The sequence below is a fragment of the Thiohalocapsa sp. genome (assembly GCF_022340605.1).
Taxonomy (GTDB): Bacteria; Pseudomonadota; Gammaproteobacteria; order Chromatiales; family Chromatiaceae; genus Thiohalocapsa.
On the sequence record NZ_JAJDNQ010000088.1, the window covers coordinates 1 to 17,211 of the forward strand.

Sequence of the window (17,211 nt, forward strand, 5' to 3'; positions counted from 1 at the left end):
CGGCAGACGGACTTCGTGCTGGCGGTGGGCGAGGCGGCGGCCGAATTCGATCGCACCGTCAACGTCAAGAAGGGCCAGTTCCTCGCGCCCTGGGATATGGCCAACGTGGTGGCCAAGCTCGAGTCCACCGGCTGCCGCAAGCTCGCCCTGGTGGAGCGCGGCGTCACCTTCGGCTATGGCAACCTGGTGGTGGACCCGCGCAGCCTCTACGAGATGGCCAAGACCGGCTATCCGGTCGTGATGGATGCCACCCACGCGGTACAGATGCCAGGGGCGCTCGGCAACGCCTCCGGCGGCAAGCGCGAGTACGTGCCCATCATCGCCCGGGCGGCGGTGGGCGTGGGCGTCGCGGCGCTGTTCCTGGAGGTGCACGACGACCCGGACAACGCCGCCAGCGACGGCCCGAACTCGGTGCGGCTGGAAGACCTGAAAGCCCTGCTGGCCGGGCTGGTGGCGCTGGACCGGGTGCGCAAGGCACCGGCATCCGAGCACTGAGCCCATGGGCCCGTTGGACGTTGCCCACCCGGCGGCGACAACGCCATTCACTGCCGGTCTGCCCCTTTCACGCCGCTGAGCGCAACAGCCGGCGCGATCCCTGGCCTATTGCGGCGCCGCACCCGGCTTCAGTTCAACAGAGCAGCAACTCAACAGATGGACTCCACAGCAACGGACGCCGAGCACATCGCCATCCTCGGCGCCGGCGCCTCCGGGCTGGCCCTCGGCTGGCTCCTGTCGCAAGCCGGCAAACGGGTGACCCTGTTCGAGGCGGCGCCGCACATCGGCGGCCTCGCGCGCACCTTCGACTGGCACGGCATCCCGTGCGACATCGCCCCGCACCGGCTGCACACCGGCGACATGGAAGTCCTCGATGCGGTCAGATCACTGGTGCCGCTCCGCGAGCATGAGCGGCGCAGCAGAATCCTCATGCGGGGCCGGCAGATCCGGGACCCCATCAATCCCATCGAGCTGGTGCTGCGCTTCCCGCCGCGCACCGGCTTTGCGCTGGTGTGGGGCTTCCTGAACCGGCCGAAGCTGCCGGAAACGTCGTTCGAAGGGCTGGCGCTGAACCGCTACGGCCGCGGCCTGTACGATTTCTTCTTCGCGCCCTACACCAAAAAGATGTTCGGCGTGTCGCCGGCGGAGATCTCCGTCACCTGGGGGCGGGAGAAGCTCCGCGCCTCGGGTCTGCTGGACACGCTGAAGCGTCAGTCCAAGACCTTCTTTCACAGCTTCTGGTATCCGGCGCAGGGCGGCTACCAGGCGATCCTGGATGCCATGCTGGCGCGCGTGCGGGGCGAGGTGCTGCTCAACGCCCCGGTGACCGGGCTGGAGACGGCAGACGGGCGCATCACCGCGGTGCGCTATCGCCGCGATGGCACGGAGCAACGCTTCGCCTGCGACCGGGTCTTCTCGACCATCCCCGCCACCGGGCTCGGACGCATGCTGGGCGAGGAGATTCCACTGCGCTTCAAACGCATCCAGCTCGTGTATCTGGACATCGCCAGGCCCGAGGTGATGCCCTACCAGTGGGTCTATTTCGGCGACGGCGACGTGGTGATCAACCGCATGGCCGAGTTCCAGCACTTCCATCCGGACCTGCCGCCTCGCGACCACAGCGTGCTTTGCGCCGAGGTGACCATGGACACCGACCGGCCTGTGGCGGACGTGCTCGAGGCCCTGGAGCGCTATGGCCTGGTGAGCCGCGAAGAGGTCAGGGACACCCTGGTGCTCACCGAGGATTGCGGCTATCCGGTCTACGACAAGGGCTTCGAGGCCGCCCGCGAGCAGGCGCAGGCGCTGTTCGGGCGCTTCGACAATCTGCACTGCGTCGGCCGCAACGCGGAGTTCCGCCACATCGAGACGGACGAGGACATCGCCTCCGCCGCCGCGTGCCTGCGGCGCATCTACGGGGACGCGTCCGTCGTGCTGCGGCCATGAAGCGCGTCGCGGGCCTCGCCGTTGCAGGCATCGTGACAGCGGCCACGCTGACCTACGCCATCTGGGGCGCCGACCTCGGGGCACTCTGGCGCACGCTGCTCAACGGCAGGCTCTGGGTCGTGGTGCCCTTCCTCGCGGTGCTCGCCGTGTTCTTTTTCAGCAATGCCCAGCGCTGGGGCTGGATGCTGCGGCCGTTCGGCCGGTTTTCGGCGTGGCAGCTGATGCCCTCCATGATGATCGGGTTCGCGGCCAACAACCTGTTGCCGCTGCGCGTTGGCGAGCTGATCCGCGCCTACCTGCTGGCCAAGGACGAGCGGCTGTCCAAGAGCGGGGTGCTGATGAACCTGGTGCTGGAGCGGCTCTTGGACCTGATCGGCATCCTGGTCATTTACGTGATGGCACTGGCGCTGGCGCCCGCGGCGCCACCCGGTTTTCGCACCAGCGCCTGGGTCGCCGCGGCGGCCGTGCTTGGGCTAGGGACCGTGCTCGCCGCCTTCGTCCTGCTGCCACGGACCATCGACCGGCTCTGGCGCGGGCTGTCGGCGCGGCTGCCGGCGACGCTCGGCGAGCGCGGCAGCATCTATCTGGCGCAGTTCGAGAAGGGCCTGTCCCCGATGCGCCAGCCCGGCCCCGCGGCGCTGTTGATCGGCTACTCCATCGGCCGCTGGCTGCTGGCGGTGGCGCTGGCCTGGCTGTCGATCTACGCCTACGCGGGCGCGGTGCCGCTGCCGGTGGCGATGATCACCATCGGCATCACGGCCTTCGCCGTGGCGCTGCCGAGCGCGCCCGGCTTTGTTGGGCCGATGCAGGCAGCCTTCGTGTTCGCGCTGACGCCGTTCGGGATCGAACACGAGGCGGCGCTGGCGGCAAGTGTGCTGTTCCTGCTTGGACACTGGATCCCGGTGACTGCGGTCGGCGCGCTGTTCCTGGCCTCCCGACACCTGTCGTTCCGCGAGGTGGCGGCGCGCGCCGAGGCGAATGCACCCCTACCGACCGGGCGCGCGCCGTGATGGGTGCCTGCAACGCGGCGCCGCGGCGGCCGAGCACCGGCGGCGCGCGGACCTTCATCGTGGCCGTGGCGGTGTTGCTGGCGTTGCGGCTGGGCCTGCTGGTGTTGCGGTGGGTGGTTGGCGGCGAGCCCTTGCAGCCCGACTCGCCCCTGTATCTGCAACTGGCAAGCGGTCTCGTGCAGCATGGCTGGTTCTCGTCCAGCCTGGAGGCGTATCGCCCGGAGGTGTTTCGCACGCCGGGCTATCCGGCCTATCTGGCGGTGTTCCAGTGGCTGGGGCTGGAAAGTACCTTCTGGCCGCTGCTGGTGCAGGAGCTCCTGTATCTCGGCACCGTCGCCGCATTCTTCTATGGCACACGGGCGCTGTTGGATGTCGGGCTCGCGCGCGCCGTGGTGCTGTTTCTGCTCATCGAGCCCGGCGGTATCGCGTATCCGAAGCTCATCCTGAGCGATACGCTGCATCTGGCGCTGATCGTGCCCGCGGTGCTCGCCCTGGGCTGGCATCTGAAGACCGGGCGCTGGCCGTGGCTCGTCGCTGCCGGCGTGCTGCTCGGCGCCGCCGCCTGGGTGCGGCCGGCCGCCTTCCTGCTGCCGGTGGTGTTCGCGCCGGTGCTGCTCGTCGCCGGCCGGTTCCGGGGCATCGCCTTCGCCAGGGCCGGCATGCTGATACTGGTGACGACGCTGGCCTTGAGCCCCTGGCTCGCCCGCAATCAGGTACTGTTCGGCATACCCTATCTGTCCGGTCAGGCCAGCAACATGCTCGTCAACTATCACCTCCCCTACGTGTGGGAGGTGACCCGCGGTCTGCCCTTTCAGCAGGGCCAGCGCGAGGCGGCGGCGCTCGGCGGGCGGGCCGTCGCCTCCGCGGAGCGCGAGCGGGGGCGACCACTGGACGTGGTCGAGCGCCTGGACGTGCAACAGCAAGCGGCCCTCGATGCGCTGCACCAGCATCCGCTCGCCTACGCGCAGCGCTGGGTCATCGGCATGTTGAAGACGCTGCTCGGCCCCGGTCTGCTGGACGCCTATGGCGCTTACGGCCACCAGGCGGACCGGGTGCGCTTCTCGACCATCGACGAGGCATCGTTCGTGCGCAAGGTGACGCTGTTCCTGAAGGGGCAGGATCTGTTCGTGCTCGGCGAGGTGCTGCTGCGCGGCGTCATGCTGTTGCTGGCCTTGGTGGGGGCGGTGGTGATCCTGCGCTCGGGTAATCCGTTCCTGTGGATCATCCTGCTGTTCAGCGCCTACACGGTGGCGATCCCCGGGCCCATGGGGCTGACGCGGCTGCGCTTCGCGGCGGAGGGCTTCTTGTTTCTGCAGGCGTGGCTCGGGCTGCGCTGTCTGCTCGACCTGCGCGCTGAGCGCCGATCCGCGACGCGGCATGATCGCGGGACAGCGTTGCTCGCCGACGACGAGCGGCCCGCGGCATGACGGGCGCTCACCCGCGGCGCTATCTCGTGACCGGCGCCAATGGCTTCGTCGGCAGGGCGTTGTGCACGTACCTCGGCCGCCGCGGCGACGCCGTGCGCGCGCTGGTGCGCCAACCGACCGATGGTCCCTGGGACGAGACGGTCGCGTGCGATCTGGGCACCGATCCGTTGCCCGGCGCGCTGATGAACGGCATCGATGGCGTCTTCCACCTGGCCGGTGTCGCGCACATGCAGGACATCGCCGCCGTGCCAGACGCCACCTACGAGCGCGTGAACGTCGCCGGCACCTCGGCACTGCTCGACGCTGCCGCGGCAGCCGGTGTGCGCCGGTTCGTCTACTTCAGCAGCATCAAGGCGGTGGCAGACCCCGGCGAGCAATGTGTAGACGAGCGCTGGGAAGCGCCGCCGACAGACGCTTACGGCCGATCGAAGCGGGAGGCGGAGCAACGGGTGCGCGACGCCGGCCGGCAACACGGCCTGCACGTGTGCAATCTGCGTCCCTGTCTGGTCTACGGGCCTGGCGTCAAGGGGAATCTGGCGCGCATGATCGACGCCATCGATCGTGGCCGCTTCCCGCCGCTACCGGACTTCCACAACCGGCGCTCGATGATCGGCGTCGACGATCTCCTGGACGCCGCGTGGCTCGCCATGCACAACGAGGCCGCGAACGGGCAGACCTTTATCGTCGCGGACGGCGTCGACTACTCCACGCGCGCGTTGTTTCTTGCCATCAGCGAGGCGCTCGGCAAGTCCGTCCCGGCGTGGACGCTGCCCCGCTCGCTGCTGTCCGCTGCAGCGCTGACCGGCGACCTGCTCGGCGCCGTATCCGGCCGCTCACCGCCCTTCAGCAGCGCCGTCCTGCACCGACTCCGCGGGTGGAACTGTTTCCGCGCCAGCCATCTCCGGGAAACGCTGGGATGGAGACCGCGGATGTGCTTTGCGGACGCGCTACCGGAGATGATTCGCGCCCGCCGCGAGACCTGACGCGAGCGTTTAGCGCGGCGCCCGCTCGGGGCGTGGGTGCTCAGGCGCCGCCGCCCGGACGGGGATGCGGATTTTCCCGTGTCGTCGGCAGCACTTGCCGATAGACCGCCAGCGTCGCGCTGGCAACCTCATCGATGCCGAATGCGCTCACGGCGAGCTGGCGCGAGCGCTCGCCGTAGCGCCGGCGCAACGCCGCGTCTTCAATCAGGCTGGCGAGCGCATCCGCCAGTCGCACACTGTCGCGGGCGGGCACCAGCAGCCCGTTGCTGCCGTGACGCACCACTTCGCGGCAGCCGGGAACGTCCGAAGCCACCAGTGGCAGTCCGGCGGCCGCAGCTTCGATGAGGATCGTCGGCAGGCCCTCGCGGTAAGACGGGAGGCAGACGATGTGCGCGTCGGCGAGCGTCGCCGACATATCGTCCCGATGCCCCCACCATTCAACCACGCCCTCCGCCTGCCAGGCACGCAGCCGTTCGACGGGCACCGCCGACGGGTTGCCCGTGTCGGGCTTGCCGACCAAGACGAGGCGTGCCCCAATGCCGCGCGCGGCGAGCAGCCGGGCGGCATCCACGAACTCTTGCACACCCTTGTCCCAAAGCATTCGGGACGCCAGGATCACGGTGACCGGGGGCGGCGGCTCGGGAGCCGGCCGGAAACGGCTCAGATCGACGCCGGCGCCGCGGATCAGGACCGGGGCGATGCCGGCCTCGTGCCTGAGCTGCTGCGCATCCTCCGGATTCTGCACGATAATCCGGACATGCTCGGCGCCGAGCAGCAGACGGTAAGCGGCGGTAACCAGAGGACGCAAAACACGCGCCTTGAGCGCCGCCGACGTGAACACGAATCCCATGCCGGCCAGGGTGCCGACGATTGCGCGCACCCCCGCCAGACGCGCGGCGAGCGTGCCGTACAGGACCGGCTTCTGCGCAATGGCATGAAACAAATCCGGCCGCTCCCGCCGCAGCAGGCGCCACAGCGTCGCCACGGAGCGCAGTTCCACGAGCGGATTGAGCCCCTTGCGGGACAAGCGCATCGGCAACAGGCGCAGACCGGCCGTTCGTATCCGGGCGGCACACCCGGCGTCCGTGACCTCGGTGATCACGGCGACATCGAATCCCTCCTCCCGCAACGCCTCGGCCAAGGGCAGCCAATGGAGGCAGAAGTACCAGTCCACAGCCACGCAGAGGGCGACGCGTTGTGCCGACCGGCGCTCTCCGGGGCCGGCGGACCCTCCGCCGCTTGCCGACGGCGTGACAGCAGATGGATTCACGCCTCTGATGTCACCGCTCCCGACTGATCGTGGGCGATGCTGGAGCCACTGAAAGCGACTCATAAAGTGCCTGATAGCGCTCGGCGATGACGCGCAGATCGAACCGCGCTTCGATGCGCACCCGCGCCGCCCGTCCGAGCGCCTGCCGCGCCTCCTCGCCGAGTGACAGCACCGACGTCATCGCATCGGCCAGCGCGACGGCATTCCTCGGTGGCACGACGCGACCCGTGTCCCCGACCATTTCCGCCGCGTCACCGACGTCGGTGACGACACATGGGACCCCCGCGCTCATCGCCTCGCCAACTGCGAGCGGGAATGCCTCGCCATACGCGGATGACAACACGCACAGGTCGAGCGCCTGCAGCAAGCGTGGTACGTCACCACGCAGCCCCAACAGATGGAAGCGGTTGCGATGCGGCCTGTGCGCGTCGAGCCAGCCGCCGAGCTCCGCGTTGTGCTCATCGCAGCCACGCCCGATCAACAGGAAATGCGCCGACGGAACGCGACCTGCAACCGCGGCGGCTGCGCGGACAAAATTCTCGTAATCCTTCTGCGGATCGAAGCGCGCGACCATGCCCACCAACAGCGCGTCGGGTGGAACCCCAAGCACGCGCCTGACCTCACTGCGGGCACCTGCTGCTGGCCGATACAGAGTCGTGTCGATGCCATTCGGAATGACCACGAACTTGCTCGCGTCGTAGCCTAACCCCGTATGCAGCTGTGCGGCGCGCTCGGAACAGGAGATGATCTTGCGCGGCAACCAATGCGACAAGCGTGCATTGACGCGCACGACCGCGCGCGTCGAGAGCTTGGTACGCCGCTTGTCCAGATCGCTATTATGCAGTCCCCAAACAACCGGCGCCTTGGTCGACAGCGCCGCAGCCAGGCCGCCAAGCAAGTCGGCATGATACATCCAGGTCTGGACAACGTCTGGGCGCGAGGCGCCGATCAACGGCCGCAAGCGCATCAAAGAGAGACCGGCTCGCAAGCCGGGCTGCACGCCAGCACTTTGGACCGGGACGTCCAAATCCCGCAATCGGCCGACCAGCTCACCTCCGTCCAATAACGACAAAACGGCCGGCTGCGCGCGGGATCGATCCGTTGCGGACAACAACGCACAGAGCATTGCTTCCGCGCCTCCAACGCTGAGATCGGTGATGACGTGAAGAATGCGCAACGTCCACCTCTACGTACTGGGCGATCCCCTGCCCTGGCCCGGCAGCGCAGAGTACGCCGTGGAGCACAATGGGTACCGGTGCCCAGCTTTACTCTCGATTGAGAAGCCATGCCAAGAAGGGCTGAAACAGCGCCTCGCGATACGCTTGCGAACCTGGGCTGCGATGCCTTGTCATATGTCTAGTCCACGCGCCCCTACCCTGAATGCGCACGTCTGCGCCCAGCCGGCACGCTTCCCTCTCCAACCACGTTCCCGAGGGAACCGCTATCTGCAAGCCATACCATACTGCCATCCACAGAAGACCGGACGTCTTGTGGCTGTATGCCGCCGCGTCATAGTCCAAACGGATGCTCCCGCTCCGACGCAATTCATGAACAAGGTCAGCGTCATCCAAGAATCCGTCAATCACCAAGACTCGCTCGTCGCGCGCTGCCGCACGCTCGATGTCCGCAATGGCTTTGCTTGCTCGCTTACCCACCTTCGCAGTCCGCACGAACTGGACCAAGAATACGTCGTCGCGTCGCGCCCTGCGAAGACTGCGACTGAGCACGTCCGGCACGCGAAAAAAGCCCTTCTCTTCCTTCACAATCCCCAAGTATAGAATGGCGCGGCGGCCCCCACTGAAATTCTGCGACGGCCCGTTGTGTCTATCAGCAACAACCGGGGCCTCTACATCCAAGACCAAACATGGGTGCACGGGCAACGGGGCGGGCAGGTCAAGAAGCCGGCGATAGCTCTCCGCATACTCATCGCACGACGCATACAAGCGCACCTCTTCCAGTTGATGCAAAGGCCAAAACGTTTGGAAGAAGCGCAGCCGCCTGGCCCCATCATAGGTGACCCCCTCAGGGTCTACGCCCGGTGCGTACATCAACAAACACTCATGCCGCATCACCGCGCCCCTCTCTCTTGCCATCTGAATCCCTAACGACAGGGCGGCCGCATGCTCGCATGAGAGGGTGTGGTGCAGTACCTGGACTCTGCTTGGATCGGTACTTGCCGCGATTTCCGCAAAAACCTTCGCGTACTCGCGGGCAAGCCCTTGAACCCAATTCCAATGCCGAGAAACACTAAACTCCTGCTTGATCAACTCGTAGGAATCGGTGGAAAAAGCGGCATGAAAGCCCGGGGGCAGGTGTTGCGACGGCGCGAAAGCGCCGCCCCCGGGTCGCTGCGAACCCCAAAATTCAACGCTGACGCTGGCGCGCCGCCCGCTCTGAGCCAGCAGTTTGGCGATGGAAAGGTGATGTACGCCACGGAATCCTAGCGCCGGGTCGACTACCGCGACATGTCGGTTCGTGGATACTGTCCGGACCATTAGAATATACGCATCGAGCTACCGTTGCGGCCCTGCAGCATCGTAATACGACGGTCCGCCCGCGTTCAATCTGTATTGGCGCAGAGCCGGCAGCACCTTGCGGCTCCAACATTTCCATGATGCTCAGCCCTTTGCGTATAAGCGAAAGGACATTGCGGCGGCGGTACCCCCACAGGCCTGGGGTCGCGCGACGGGAGGATAGCGAATCATCGAATACGTTGGGACTCGTGCCGACTATCTGCGAGCGACGCCCAGACACTGCCAGCGGACGGCGCATTCTTGCGCCATGCGCCGGCATCCGACGGCGGGATGCGGGCACTTGCCAGTGCCTTGTTATTGTGTAGCAACGCCGCCGCCGACATGACGACGAAATCCCTCACTTCGCCGGCATCGACAATGCCAGAATCATGGCCGCGATCTGATCGAGCTCAGCGCCCTCGTACGACAGGGGGGGTGCAGACGCGTGGCACTTAGCTGGGAATAAGCTTGGGCGATCGCTGAAAAACCGGCTGCGCACCCATTCGTCGGAATCGGCAAATTCCCGATCATAAGCCGCGTACAGCCAGCCAGGCATCCGGTACTTTTTGCCTCCATCGCAAAGATGCTGCTCAAGTAACGGGACAATGCGGTCACGCAAGGCTGCCCTTTCCCCCTTCGGAAGTTTACGCAATTCCCGATTCAAGCGCGCAAGCAATTCCGCGGCCAGGGGCGAAAAGGCGACGTTCCGCGCCATGTGAGGAGCAACATCCGATGTAATCGGATACCCGATCACATGACAAAAGTCACACAGCAAGGAGGAACTTCTCCAAGCGCTTCTGTCATAAAGACGGGCAACAATCGATGCAGCGCCGAACACGCGGCTGTAGCGCTCGAGCGTCGCGCGATGATTGCAGACATTGCGATAGTATGGCTCTGTCGGCCGCGGGGGGGCAAAGTTGGAATTGCCTTGGCGCAGAGACGTGGAGTATAGCGAGTTGGCGATTTCCGCAGGTCGGCGCAGGTACACTATGATCGTGAATGTTGTTGCGCCCACCCCAAGTAATATCTGGCGCAGTTTGTAAACCTCTTCATCGCTGGTGAGGCGTGATTGAATCTGTTCCGACGAGCATAACAGCTTGGTGATCTTGTGGGCCTCTGCTTTAGCGGAAATCTCCGAGTGGAAATTGTGGAGGATTTGCCGCTGATGATCAGCAAGCGCGACGTCCGAGTCGATACCCATTCGCCGTGTGTAATCGTCGCGCCGCTCCAACGAGTACGCGGCAACTGGCAAAGCCCGATTGTTCGGCCGGCCGACAGACTCGGGAAACAAAATCCCCTTGGCCAGAAGCGGACCACGGTGGTCGCAAAGAAAGGACTGGATACTTGTCGTCCCGGTCTTCTCGGTGCCTATGTGGAGGAAGCAATGCATGATATCCGGTGAATCAGAGCAACTATCGGGTAGGGTGGCGGAGAGTCACGACGTACTGTGGACAGTGTAGCCACGTGCAATCCAACCGCCTGCCGGTACGCTGTTATCCGAGACACCTTCTCGGCGTGCCAGTACTCGGGCGGGGGAAATCATTGTCCGTGAAACGACGTGTCGCTGAAGCGCTCGCGCCGCGGCGATGTGAGCGTGGCGTTGTCGCAGGGCCGGACGCAGGCAACGGTGAGCCCCACGCTCCAGGGTCTGGATGCGAGAACGTCAAAGGCGACTACCGGGTCCGCATCATAACGCGGTCAGTTTCACTTGAAGGTGCCCCATATGACGTTGAGCGGCCCGACACTGAAGCCCCGCGGCAATACGATTTGGCTCGGACACGACACTCATTGAGTATCAAAAGTCCTTGCCGCTCAGCTCGACCCGCGGCGACTCCTCAGCCAAGCGCATCGCCAGTTCCGAAAATGAGCTCCAGTTGCTGCCGAGCAGAATCCGGCTCCTGCCCAACAAGATGGCATCCGCCAACGCGTACTGGAGTTGTTCCGCAGACCGGTCGAACCGGGAACGCGGCAGGAATGCCACGCGATCCGGGTAGCGTTCGCGAAATACTTCATAGGTCTTTGGCATATCTGCGGCAACAAACACGTGCTGCGCCACCCCCTCCGCGATCAGGGCATCAAGTCTAGTCATGAATCGCTCATAATGGCTCGCCGAGCGCCATTTTTGGATCGTTTCATGATCGCTCGCAGACCAGTTATCCCGGGAATCATACGCCTGATGATCCGTACCAGGGGCACCCTCCATTCTCACGTGCAGGCTGACGTCATTGGGATGACGAACGCGGGCTACCAGTTCTCGAACCCCCGCGACCGGCGTCAACCGCCGCAAGTACTCGTTTTCGTCCGCCCAAGATGTCAGTGGGCAGTTCAGCACGTATGCGGAACGCACGTAAATGTCACGCGGCACGCCGGGGTCAATAACCCTGTTCTTCTCGCTGTTCGGCTCGATCTCCATATAGTTGTAGATCGGCATCCCAAGCTCCTCCGCCTGGCTCAGTGAGAAGCTGTCGGTGACGCTTCCATCGAACTCGAACAGATCGCTAACCGTGCATTGACAGTGTACGTCTGGCCGCCAAACGACGACCAATTCCCTACCGGACTTTTCCGCGATAACGGCTGCGGAGGCTATCGCGCGCAGGCGATTCCCCAGACCATGCTGGGCGTCGATGTAGAGCTTCGGCTTGATCCTGGCATCCTTGGGGCGCGAATCGCTTCTCATTGTGACTGGGTGTGCGCACTCACAGCCTGCATTCGTGACCACGGGATCAGTCTGCCTATACTGCGACAGCCCCGCAGAGAGCATAGCATGATCGACATGAGGCAACTCGTCCAGGCAGCACGTGCAAGGGATGACAGCAAGGCCGCGCGAACTGGCAAGCCGTGCCCAGCATGAATCGCTCGGCGCTTGCACCACCAACTCGCGTCCATGAGTCGCGGCAGCGTTCAGGTACCAGGCCAGCGCCCCCCGCGCGGCGTCTTCAGTCGCGTTGTCTATATCGCCACAACAGTCCACCACGAGATACCCGTTTCGCATGTGCGCAACCGAGCCGCCGTGCATCACGACTTCGGCATCTAGTGCCGTCAAGTCCTGCATCGCCTTGTTTCCAAGAATTGTAATATGGTCGTCTTCCAAGTAAAGCGCGACCGATCCGATGCTCCACGACAGGACCTCCAGATACGCGTACCGGGCGGCGTCATCGCGAACACGAGGAGGGACGCAATGAACCGCCGGACCGGAACGGGCCAGACGTACCACTTCGTCCCGCTTTTCCAGGATGCGGAAAGGCAAATGCTCTTGTCGGGACGACCACGGCGGCATGATGTTGGCGATGAAGCGATTGCTGCGTATCAGAAATTGCGGCTGCGACGCCAGGCCAGAAAATCCATCGGCGACCGCAGCGGCTTCAGACGCAGTTGCTTCGCCACACGCCTCTACCCGCAGTTGGTCGTCGTGACGGATATGGTTGACGGTGCTCAACTGAATGTCCATGCGGATCAAACCCGTATCTATAAGACGAGCATACAGATCTTCGTCGTCCCAGCCGTAGCTCGTAATATACTCGTTGAACCCGCCAACGACCGCGAGGTCGCGCTTGTAGATATAAAATAGCCCGTTGACGAATTCCTGCCCTTCGGGCGCCACCCTCCAGTTCCCCGCATAAAAAGCGCCTGGTCGCAACGGATTCGCCCGGAAGAAGTTGGAAGCGATGACGATATCCGCGTCGGCCTTCACTACCCGCTCGCGGGTTGCCGCGCGAAAGCCCACGTTGAAGGCAGGGCTCAAAACCCATCGACGTTCGCCGTCCACTCGCAACAACTTAATTCGTTCGTCCGCGATGCCGGCTATAGCGAGCGACTGACTCACCGGCAGCTCAGACGACCAGTCGACCACTACTATTTCGCGCACCTCGGGAAGCTCCAGCCAGGAGCGTAGAGCGACCAACAGGTTCTCCGCGCGATTCATCGAACAGGTCACGAGAGACACGCCCGGCAAGGCCGGCTGCTCAGTAATCCTTGCGGCAAGCTTGGAGCCGCGACGCAGGTAGGGAAAGCCGCCCGCCACCGGCTCCACCTCGTTTGCACCAGACGCGAGATGCGCCAGGCGCGAGAGAATATCGCGCCTCTTGGCGGATCTCTTGTCGGAGCCCATGCACTCCGCATGCAATGATCGAAGCAAGCTCAGGCAGGCGCCGTTATCGCCGGACTCGAAAAGCTCCCGTGCGTGAGAGAAGCGCTTCCAGAATTTTGCCTCGTTAATCATCATCGTACCCCGCAGCTTCCGCGTTCTGAAGGACGTGTACGCTCATTGCATTACTGGAGCGCCAGCACCTCGGGGACGCCGGAATCCCTAGGCTCCACTAGACGACGCCCAAACCGCTCATCCAGATCGGCGAGCGAATGATGGGCAAGAAGCTCCAACAGCCGGACTTTGTCGATCAAAACTGGCTCCAGCCCGTAGCGGCGTGACAGCCACTCCAAAACCACATAGTAATTGGCGTCTTCCATAATCCAGGCAGGGGCTTCAGACTCCTGGGGAGTACCCAGGCGAACCAAGCGCAAGCGAGCGCCATCGGCTTTGACCAGAAAAGGAGACATCGGCAAAGCGCGGCCCCAACGGGGCAGGACGTTGGCAATAAAGCGGTTGCGCTTGATCGCCACGCTGGGGTCGTGCAACAGTGCGTGCAGCGCGGTGTGCGCGACGGGGGGGCCGAGCCGCTCCGCGTCAGTGTGGTCCAGGTGCCGCACCGTGGCGGGATCGACACTGAGGCGTCTCAGACGTCGGGCATCCAAGCGACTGTAAAGGTCAGAGTCGTCCCATCCGTAGGACTTGATGAACTCGTTGAACCCATTCACCGCGAAAAGATCATCGCGGTGTACGTAGACGATTCCATTAATGTATTCCTGTCCGGCTCTCGCTTTGCGCCAGTCGCCGGCAACAAAGGTTCCCCATCGCAATCTGTTCCGCTCAAAAAAGTGCGGTTCAACCATTAAGTCAGCATCGAGTTTGAGGATACGGCTGAACCGGGAAAGGCGAAAGGCGGCGTTGAATGCGACCGTCAAAATCCAGCGTCGCTCATTGTCGATGCGTGCAACAGTTACGCGGTCATCAGTGAGGCCCGCGGCGGTGATTGAATCTTCTACTGGTCGCGCACTGCTCCAGTCGAGGATGACGACTTCATCCACCATGCGCAGCGCCAGCCAACTGCGAAGGGCGCGCACAAGGTTCTCGTTGCGATTCATGCAGCAGGTTACAATCGAGACTCCATCGCGAACATCGTGCACGTAATTGTCGAGTTCGTTAACCGTGCTGCGCTGGGGCGTATCAGCAGGGGCAGTGAGACCATACCGTTGCATGACTTCCGCAAGCAGTGACATTCGTCCAGAAGCGCGCTTGAGGTTGGTGTCCGCGCGGACAAGAGAACAGAGTGCCGCAAGAAGCTCGTCAGCGTCGTGCTTGTCTCCCGCCCGTGCCTTTCGCCGCAACTCGTCAAAGGCCCGAAAGAAGAGCGTTGGGTCGGATGTTTTATTCACGAGCAAAAGCCACCTAGGTTCCGGTGCGTTTTCAGCGTTACGGGCTTCCTATGTATCGCTGGCAGACGCCCAAGCGGTACAGGTTTAAAGATGCGATAAAGCTCAACGCGGGAGACCGTTCGCTGAACAGAGACTCTTGGCTCGAATGGGAGAGTTATCTGGGCACACATTTGGCCGGCTCGAGTGCGCGGCGCCAAGCCCAGCGCCCCACCTGCACAGGCAGAGCGCTACGCGCGGTACCCCAGTCGCGTCAACAATGCAGCATAATGCGCGCTATGCTGTGCTTGTTCACGGACGTCGTCGGGGCAGTTGCGCCGCGGTCTCGGCTCTATGGTATTACCTCCTCTCCCGCTGTCACCTGATAGTGAGATGCACTGAAAGATGTTGAGAAAGTTAGGCGAGTATTCCAAAAGCAACTGTGAGCACATGCGCGCCACGGTCGCCTGCGGATAGGAGACGAATTCTTCATAACGAAAAATGGGCACAGTCGCATACCGGTCAAGGAATGCATGATATCGACGGGCGTACTCGTCGAGCCCGTCCGGCTGGAAGTGTAGCCACGCGTTCTTGCGCAGGCTCAAATAGGAATCCATTGGATGACGTACGGTAAGGACACATCGTGTATCGTAGTCCGACGCTACGATCTCCCGCAGGGAGGGGCGCTCGGCGACGGACGCGCCATGACAGAAGTGCCCGTGGGCATGATCGCGCAACACCAGCCGCAGCCCGTTCCTGAGAGAGTCGGCATACATCGCGGCCATGCCTCGGCGGAAGACGTCGAGGTCGCAGTTGCGGTCACCGCCCCGTACCCCGAAGCGCGAGAGCGCAATCAAATCCGTCGGCGCAAATGGGCCCTGCGGAAATGGGCTTAATGGATCTGCTTCACTGAGGAGTCGAACATTGGGAAGCGCGGCAATGCACTTGCTGATTAATGTTCCGCCGGTACATGCGAAGTGGTGAATCAGCCGAACTGTTGCGTGGCCTGGCTCGGCCTTGTCGCGCAGGCTGGCGAGCCGACCGCGCAGCGTTTGGATCTCGGCGGAGAGCCTACGCCCCGCAGAGTCTGAACCCCATCCGATGCGCGTACGCGACAGTTGGTCAACGAGCTGCTGTGCTCGGGCGACAGTTGTGATCTTGGACGAATTCATTGGACCTGGAAATTTCGGCCAGGCGACGCCACGCGGCAGCAACCCGGCTTGAAGCTGGCGGCATTGGCGAAGCGGAGACTGCGCGTTATACCTACCGCGCAGAACCAGCGCCGGCTACCCCCACCAAGCGCAGCATTTCCTCCAGGAGCGCCTCGAGTTGATTGCGCTCCTCGACAATTTTTCCATATCGGCGCTGTAAATCCCGAAGATCATCAGCCCGCATTTGGGCCAACCTGCGCGCCAAGGCCAGATCTCCGCCGCATTCTTCGGGTCCGATCGAGGCATGGAACCGCTTCGCCGCATCGGTCTCGAGGGCATAACGCGAAAGTCTGGCCTCGCGCGCAGCGAACGCTCCATCCAAGGGCGAATCCTCCATATTCGCCCCACTTGCGGCGGAGTCGCGGTCAACCAGTGATTCACCCGAGAAAGCTCCTGCGCGGACCGCCGCGCCATCGCCAGCGCTGGGGAGCGCTGCCCCGCGTCCGGCTCTACCGAGGGGCGCTTGGCGCGCAAGCATGCAGCAGGGGATGTCGTAGTCTCTACTGGAATCTATGGCGACGACACTGAAGCCGCGACTTTCCAGCAGAGCTATGGTTTCCTCGATATGGCGCGAGCCTTCGTATAACGGACGGCGCCCGCAGTGCACCCAGCAATAGGAGAATCGCTCGATATGGTGGCTGTCGGCAAGCGAGGTAACGATAGAATACTCTTCGCCGGGCGCGTCCAGGACCAACCAGTTGTTGTCGAAGTCGAGCGATAGCTCTCCGATGAGGTCAGCGGGCGGCAATACGGCTACGGGCCGAACATGTTTGAGACTCAAGCCCGGATACAGATCTGACAGCCCAGTGGCAGGTCGCAGACTGGTGACCGCGGCATGGTTGAATACATGAAGCGAACGTCGCGTGGGATCATCGGACACCGCGAGTTCGTAGACCGATATATCTGGGAAACGTTGAGCGGCCAGCCGCAAGCCGCGAGCGAGAACCGGGTTCGGCTCCACTAAGACAACCCTGTTGGGGTTGGCGTCCAAAAAGGCGTCCAATTCCGAGCAGCGTCCCGCGCCAATGTGGAGTATGGTATCCGGTCTGCCGGCTTGGATAGACCCAACGGGCAAGCGGCGACGACGCGATTCGTCAGTACTCAATTCCACCTCGCAACTCTGCATTGACCGGAATTAAAGTGACCTTTCATAGAGGGCCGCGGCCGGGAAGGCTGCATTGGAGCGCTCCGTCAGGCGAAACGCCGATCCATCTGCGACTCCCGCACGGGGCAGAATACCCCACCATTTTTTAAGCGCCCACCAACCAGAACATGAAGGAACCCGGAAAGCGGGCGGCTTCTGAGCGGGTTCGACCTCCGTGCCGATGGCGCCGCGGAAGGCCAATAATCAGTATTTCCCCAGTGCCGCGCAGACGCGTATCGGCATGTCGGC

12 protein-coding genes and 1 pseudogene are annotated in these 17,211 nt (G+C 63.5%); 5 read left to right on the forward strand and 8 right to left on the reverse strand.

The window, feature by feature from the left end:
• From LJE69_RS11950 to LJE69_RS11970, 5 genes and pseudogenes are all read left to right on the forward strand, one after another.
• A pseudogene (locus LJE69_RS11950) lies at window positions 1-495 on the forward strand (3-deoxy-8-phosphooctulonate synthase); the annotation flags it as partial.
• Between the two features lie 156 nt (window positions 496-651).
• Window positions 652-1,938, forward strand: coding sequence for an FAD-dependent oxidoreductase (locus tag LJE69_RS11955; protein WP_296925256.1), 1,287 nt, complete (start codon window positions 652-654; stop codon window positions 1,936-1,938).
• Window positions 1,935-2,948, forward strand: a complete 1,014-nt coding sequence (locus tag LJE69_RS11960) for a lysylphosphatidylglycerol synthase transmembrane domain-containing protein (RefSeq protein WP_296925258.1) — start codon at window positions 1,935-1,937, stop codon at window positions 2,946-2,948. The genes LJE69_RS11955 and LJE69_RS11960 overlap by 4 nt, the downstream gene beginning before the upstream one ends.
• Window positions 2,948-4,375 carry a hypothetical protein gene (locus LJE69_RS11965; RefSeq protein ID WP_296925260.1) on the forward strand — a complete coding sequence of 476 codons (1,428 nt, stop codon included), beginning with the start codon at window positions 2,948-2,950 and terminating at the stop codon, window positions 4,373-4,375. The genes LJE69_RS11960 and LJE69_RS11965 overlap by 1 nt, the downstream gene beginning before the upstream one ends.
• The gene (locus LJE69_RS11970; protein ID WP_296925262.1) at window positions 4,372-5,358 is read left to right on the forward strand and encodes an NAD-dependent epimerase/dehydratase family protein; all 987 of its coding nucleotides are present in this window, start codon (window positions 4,372-4,374) and stop codon (window positions 5,356-5,358) included. The genes LJE69_RS11965 and LJE69_RS11970 overlap by 4 nt, the downstream gene beginning before the upstream one ends.
• A 40-nt stretch (window positions 5,359-5,398) precedes the next feature.
• Here the strand turns inward: LJE69_RS11970 and LJE69_RS11975 are convergent, their stop codons facing one another.
• From LJE69_RS11975 to LJE69_RS12010, 8 genes are all read right to left on the reverse strand, one after another.
• On the reverse strand, window positions 5,399-6,691 hold the full coding sequence (locus LJE69_RS11975; protein WP_296925264.1) for a glycosyltransferase family 4 protein: 1,293 nt from the start codon (window positions 6,689-6,691) through the stop codon (window positions 5,399-5,401).
• Complete coding sequence (locus LJE69_RS11980; protein WP_296925266.1) at window positions 6,639-7,805, reverse strand: glycosyltransferase; 1,167 nt, start codon at window positions 7,803-7,805, stop codon at window positions 6,639-6,641. Before LJE69_RS11980 ends, LJE69_RS11975 begins: the two co-directional genes overlap by 53 nt.
• An 88-nt stretch (window positions 7,806-7,893) precedes the next feature.
• Window positions 7,894-8,895, reverse strand: a complete 1,002-nt coding sequence (locus LJE69_RS11985) for a hypothetical protein (RefSeq protein WP_296925268.1) — start codon at window positions 8,893-8,895, stop codon at window positions 7,894-7,896.
• 604 nt (window positions 8,896-9,499) lie between these two features.
• Window positions 9,500-10,531, reverse strand: coding sequence for a hypothetical protein (locus tag LJE69_RS11990; protein WP_296925270.1), 1,032 nt, complete (start codon window positions 10,529-10,531; stop codon window positions 9,500-9,502).
• Window positions 10,532-10,936: 405 nt separating this feature from the next.
• Complete coding sequence (locus LJE69_RS11995; RefSeq protein WP_296925272.1) at window positions 10,937-13,360, reverse strand: galactosyltransferase-related protein; 2,424 nt, start codon at window positions 13,358-13,360, stop codon at window positions 10,937-10,939.
• A gap of 50 nt (window positions 13,361-13,410) precedes the next feature.
• Window positions 13,411-14,631, reverse strand: a complete 1,221-nt coding sequence (locus tag LJE69_RS12000) for a glycosyltransferase family 2 protein (protein WP_296925275.1) — start codon at window positions 14,629-14,631, stop codon at window positions 13,411-13,413.
• A gap of 227 nt (window positions 14,632-14,858) precedes the next feature.
• Window positions 14,859-15,779: a sulfotransferase gene (locus LJE69_RS12005; RefSeq protein WP_296925277.1), complete on the reverse strand. Its 921-nt coding sequence runs from the start codon at window positions 15,777-15,779 to the stop codon at window positions 14,859-14,861.
• A gap of 91 nt (window positions 15,780-15,870) precedes the next feature.
• Window positions 15,871-16,809, reverse strand: coding sequence for a hypothetical protein (locus tag LJE69_RS12010; RefSeq protein WP_296925279.1), 939 nt, complete (start codon window positions 16,807-16,809; stop codon window positions 15,871-15,873).
• Window positions 16,810-17,211 lie beyond the last annotated feature (402 nt).

What these genes read in the sequence shown, in the direction of transcription:
- LJE69_RS11990 (WP_296925270.1), bottom strand. Translation starts at nt 10,531, where the DNA reads ATGCATTGCTTCCTCCACATAGGCACCGAGAAGACCGGGACGACAAGT.
- LJE69_RS11955 (WP_296925256.1), top strand. Translation starts at nt 652, where the DNA reads ATGGACTCCACAGCAACGGACGCCGAGCACATCGCCATCCTCGGCGCC.
- LJE69_RS11960 (WP_296925258.1), top strand. Translation starts at nt 1,935, where the DNA reads ATGAAGCGCGTCGCGGGCCTCGCCGTTGCAGGCATCGTGACAGCGGCC.
- LJE69_RS11970 (WP_296925262.1), top strand. Translation starts at nt 4,372, where the DNA reads ATGACGGGCGCTCACCCGCGGCGCTATCTCGTGACCGGCGCCAATGGC.
- LJE69_RS11975 (WP_296925264.1), bottom strand. Translation starts at nt 6,691, where the DNA reads ATGAGTCGCTTTCAGTGGCTCCAGCATCGCCCACGATCAGTCGGGAGC.
- LJE69_RS11995 (WP_296925272.1), bottom strand. Translation starts at nt 13,360, where the DNA reads ATGATTAACGAGGCAAAATTCTGGAAGCGCTTCTCTCACGCACGGGAG.
- LJE69_RS11965 (WP_296925260.1), top strand. Translation starts at nt 2,948, where the DNA reads ATGGGTGCCTGCAACGCGGCGCCGCGGCGGCCGAGCACCGGCGGCGCG.
- LJE69_RS12005 (WP_296925277.1), bottom strand. Translation starts at nt 15,779, where the DNA reads ATGAATTCGTCCAAGATCACAACTGTCGCCCGAGCACAGCAGCTCGTT.